General features: G+C 72.2%; 4 protein-coding genes. All 4 read right to left on the reverse strand.

Features of this window, described 5'->3' with window-relative positions:
• Nucleotides 1-119 precede the first annotated feature (119 nt).
• Genes AB0C69_RS39010 through AB0C69_RS39025 form a run of 4 tightly spaced genes read right to left on the reverse strand, consistent with a single transcriptional unit; the run spans nt 120 to nt 3,898 of the window.
• Nucleotides 120-857, reverse strand: coding sequence for a beta-galactosidase trimerization domain-containing protein (locus tag AB0C69_RS39010; protein ID WP_360361173.1), 738 nt, complete (start codon nt 855-857; stop codon nt 120-122).
• Nucleotides 739-2,121 (reverse strand): beta-galactosidase, encoded by a 1,383-nt coding sequence (locus AB0C69_RS39015; protein WP_360361167.1) that lies wholly within the window; start codon nt 2,119-2,121, stop codon nt 739-741. Before AB0C69_RS39015 ends, AB0C69_RS39010 begins: the two co-directional genes overlap by 119 nt.
• On the reverse strand, nt 2,118-2,963 hold the full coding sequence (locus tag AB0C69_RS39020; RefSeq protein WP_345180945.1) for a carbohydrate ABC transporter permease: 846 nt from the start codon (nt 2,961-2,963) through the stop codon (nt 2,118-2,120). Before AB0C69_RS39020 ends, AB0C69_RS39015 begins: the two co-directional genes overlap by 4 nt.
• Nucleotides 2,960-3,898 carry a sugar ABC transporter permease gene (locus AB0C69_RS39025; RefSeq protein WP_360361170.1) on the reverse strand — a complete coding sequence of 313 codons (939 nt, stop codon included), beginning with the start codon at nt 3,896-3,898 and terminating at the stop codon, nt 2,960-2,962. Before AB0C69_RS39025 ends, AB0C69_RS39020 begins: the two co-directional genes overlap by 4 nt.
• Between the last annotated feature and the right edge of the window lie 192 nt (nt 3,899-4,090).

Genomic DNA, 4,090 nt, shown 5'->3' on the forward strand with positions numbered 1-4,090 from the left:
GTCGGCGTAGCCCTCCGGCCCCGTGCGCCGCTCGGCCGCGGAGGACGCCGGCACGGCGGTGACGAGGAGGGCGGAGCCGAGCGTCAGCCCGGCCAGGGCGTGGAGCGGTCGTCGCATGATCACCTTTCGGGGTGGGGGTGGGCCGTCCTGAGCACCGCCGCCCCGAGCGGGGGCAGCCGCAGCGTGCCCCGCACGGCGGCGCCGGACAGGAGGTCGACGCCGTCCGGGACGGGCACGTCCGTCTCGGCGTCGCGATGGTTGAGCAGGAAGAGGTAGGACGCGGCGGGCCCGTCGCGGCGGGTGGCCTCGACCCCGTCCGGGACGGCGTGCACCGGGCGGACGCCCGCGTCGGCGAACGCCTCGTCCAGCACGATCCCGATGCCGTCGCCCAGGTGGCAGCTCACGTACCAGGCCCGCCCGGCGCCGTGCGCGTTGCGGGTGACGGCCGGGCGGCCGGCGAGCGCCCCGGACCCGTACGCGGCCGCGGTCTCGGCCCCGGCGGTCTCCAGCCATTCGCTCCACAGCGTCGCCGGGACCGTGCGGTCGCCGAACGCCACCTCCACGGACGCGTCGTCCGGGACGGGCCAGAACTCGTCGACGACGACTCCGAGCACGTCCCGCAGCGGCGCCGGATAGCCGCCGAGATGCACGTGGTCGTGCTCGTCGACGATGCCGCTGAAGAAGCCGCAGACCAGCCGGCCGCCGTCCGCGACGTACGAGCCGAGCCAGGCTGCCGTCTCATCGCTCGCCATGTAGAGGTTGGGCAGCAGCACGAGCCGGTACGGCGCCAGGTCCGCGCCGCGGGGGACGAAGTCGACGGCCGCGTTGCGGGCGTGCGCCGCGCCGTACCAGGACAGCACGAGCTCCTAGCCGGAGCCGGGACGAGGGGTGGTCGTCGAGTTCCAGCGCCCACCAGGAGTCCCAGTCCAGGACGATCGCGACATCGGCCGTGGTGCGGGTGCCGGCGACCTCGGCGAGCCGGGCGAGCTCGCGCCCGATGCGCACCGTCCGGTCCCACTGCGGCGAGCCGGTGCCGCGATGCGGGAGGAGCGCGCTGTGGAACTTCTCCGCCCCCGCGCGCGACGCCCGCCACTGGAAGTGGAGCACGCCGTCCGCACCGCGCGCGACCGCCTGGAAGGACCACAGCCGTCCCAGCGCGGGCGGCTTCGGCACGTTGACCGGGCGCCAGCTCACCGCCGACGGCGCCTGCTCCATGAGCAGCCACGGCCGGCCGCCCTTCAGCGAGCGCATCAGGTCGAAGTTCATCGCGGCGTTGACGTGCGCCGCCGGGTCGGCCGGGTCGGGGTAGGCGTCGTCGGACACGACGTCCTCGTGCGCCGCCCACTTCCAGTAGTCCAGCGGCTTGAACATCGACATGAAATTCGTCGTCACCGGGAGGCCCCCGCCGTCCTCGTCCAGGACGGCCTTCTCCGCCAGGTAGCAGCCGAGCAGGGCGTCGGAGCAGAACCGGCGCCAGTCGAGCGTCTGGGTCGGGTTCACCGGTCCGGGCGCGGTGCGCGGCGGCTCGATCTCCTCCCACCGGCCGTAGCGCTGCGACCAGAAGTCGGTCGCCCAGGCGCGGTTCAGCTCCGCGACGTCGCCGTACCTCTCCCGCAGCCAGGACCGGAAGTCCGCCGCCGACGCGGCGCAGAAGCACTCGGTCACGTGGTCGCCGTACTCGTTGTGGACGTGCCACAGCACGACCGCCGGATGGGCCCGGTAGCGCTGGGCGATCATGCGGGCCAGCCGCGTCGCCGATTCCCGGTAGACCGGGGAGGACGGGCAGTAGTGCTGGCGGGAACCGAACTCCAGCCGGACGCCGTCCGCCGTGACGGGCAGGATCTCCGGGTGGCGGCGCACCAGCCAGGCGGGCGGCGACGCGGTGGCGGTGGCGAGGTCGGCGGCGATCCCGTGCCCCGCGAGCAGGTCGAGCAGCCGGTCGAGCCACCCGAAGTCCCAGGAGTCCGGGCCCGGTTGCAGCCGCGCCCACGAGAACACGCCGACCGTCACCAGGTTGACCCCGGCCTCGTTCATCAGCCGGGCGTCCTCCGCCCAGACCTCCTCGGGCCACTGCTCGGGGTTGTAGTCCCCGCCGTAGAGCAGCCCCGGCACCCGAATCATCCCTTGACCGCCCCTCCCAACAGACCGGACACGAACTGCTTCTGGAACAGAAAGAAGATCAACATCAGGGGGAGCGTCGCCAGGAAGGAGCCGAGGATCAGCCCGGAGTAGTCGACGTGGCTCTGCCCGATGAGGGTGTACAGCGCGACCGGCGCGGTGTACTTGTCCTCGGTGTTCAGCATCAGCAGCGGCCACAGGAAGGCGTTCCACTGCGTCATGAAGGTGAAGATGACCAGCGCGCCGAACTGGGGCCGGACCACCGGGAGGACGACCCGGTAGAAGATGCGCAGGTCGCCCGCGCCGTCCATGCGGGCCGACTCGATCAGCTCGTCCGGGAAGGCGAGGAACGCCTGGCGCATGAGGAAGATGCCGAACGAGTTGGCCAGGAACGGCAGGATGACCGCCTGGTAGGTGTCGACCCATCCGAGGCTCGCCATCATCTGGAACAGCGGGACGAGCAGCACCTGGAACGGGATCATCATGGTCGCCAGGACGGCGCCGAGCAGCAGCCGCCGTCCCCGGAACCGGTACTTGGCCAGCGCGTACCCGCACATGGCGGAGATCAGCGAGCTGAGCACCGTGTAGACGACGGCGACGCCCGCGCTGTTGAGCATGACGCGGCCGAAGCCGATCGTGTGCTCCAGTTCCACCAGGTTGTGCAGGAACCGCCCGCCCGGGAGGAACGGCGGCGGGGACGCGAAGAGCTCGGAGTCGTCGCGCGTGGAGGCGACCACCATCCAGTAGAACGGCGCCGCGCTGATCAGCGCGCCCGCCAGGAGCAGCAGCAGGGCGAGCGCGCGGCCCGCGCGGGGGCGGCCCCTTCCCTCGGCGGCCGGGATCACCGCGACCTCTCCTTCCCGAAGAAGCGGAACTGGGCGTAGGAGATCAGCCCGATGACCGCGACGACGACCCAGGACAGGGCGGCCGCGTAGCCGAAGTCGAGCTGCTCGAAGCCCACCTTGTAGAGGTAGAGGACGGGCGTGGTCGTGGCGTTGCCCGGTCCGCCGCCGGTCAGGACGTAGTTCTCGTCGAAGAGCTGGAGCGTTCCGATCGTCGAGGTCACCGAGCAGAACAGGATGACGGGACGCAGCTGCGGCATGACCACCCGGACGAACGTGGTGAGGGGCCCGGCGCCGTCGATGGCCGCCGCCTCGTACTGCTCCCGGGCGATCGACTGGAGCCCGGCCAGCAGGATGACCGCGTTGTAGCCCGTCCACCGCCAGGTGATCGAGCCGATCAGCGCCAGCCGCGCCCAGCCGGGGCCGTTCAGCCAGTCGACCGCGGGCAGGCCCACCGCGCCGAGCATCTGGTTCACCAGGCCGCCGTCGGTCTTGAGCAGGACGCGGAACACCACCGAGTAGGCGACCAGCATCGTGACGGCGGGCAGGAAGTAGGCGATGCGGAAGCCCGAGCGCAGCCGCAGCCAGGACTGGTTCAGCCCGAACGCCAGCAGCAGCGCCAGCCCGATCATGACCGGGACCTGGACGGCGAGGATCAGCCCGGTGTTGCGCAGCGCGGCCCAGAACACGGGGTCCGCCGCCATCCGGCGGTACTGGGCCAGCCCGACCCAGGTCGTCACGCCGTCGCGGTCGGCGGTGAAGCTCTGGTAGAGGCCGGCCAGCAGCGGATAGGCGAAGAAGAGCGCCAGCAGCGCCGCCGCCGGGCCCGCGAACGTCCACGGCGTGGTCCGGCGGCGCCAGCGCTCCCGCCACCGGGGCGGCGCGTCCGGCCGGACCGCGCGGGCGGGTCCGCTCTGCGCGGGTTTCCGTTTCGTCACGTCGACGACCACGGCGTCACTCGGCGATCGACCGGCCGGTCGCGGCGGCGATCTGCTTGGCCGCCGAGTCCAGGGCCTTCGCCGGGTCGTCGCCGTGCAGCACGATGCCGGAGACGGTGCGGTTGACGACGTCCCTCGCCTTCGGTCCGTCCTTGGAGATCTCGATCGGGGGCACCTTGTCCGCGAGGTCGG

Source organism: Actinomadura sp. NPDC048032, assembly GCF_040653175.1.
Taxonomy (GTDB): Bacteria; Actinomycetota; Actinomycetes; order Streptosporangiales; family Streptosporangiaceae; genus Spirillospora; species Spirillospora verrucosospora.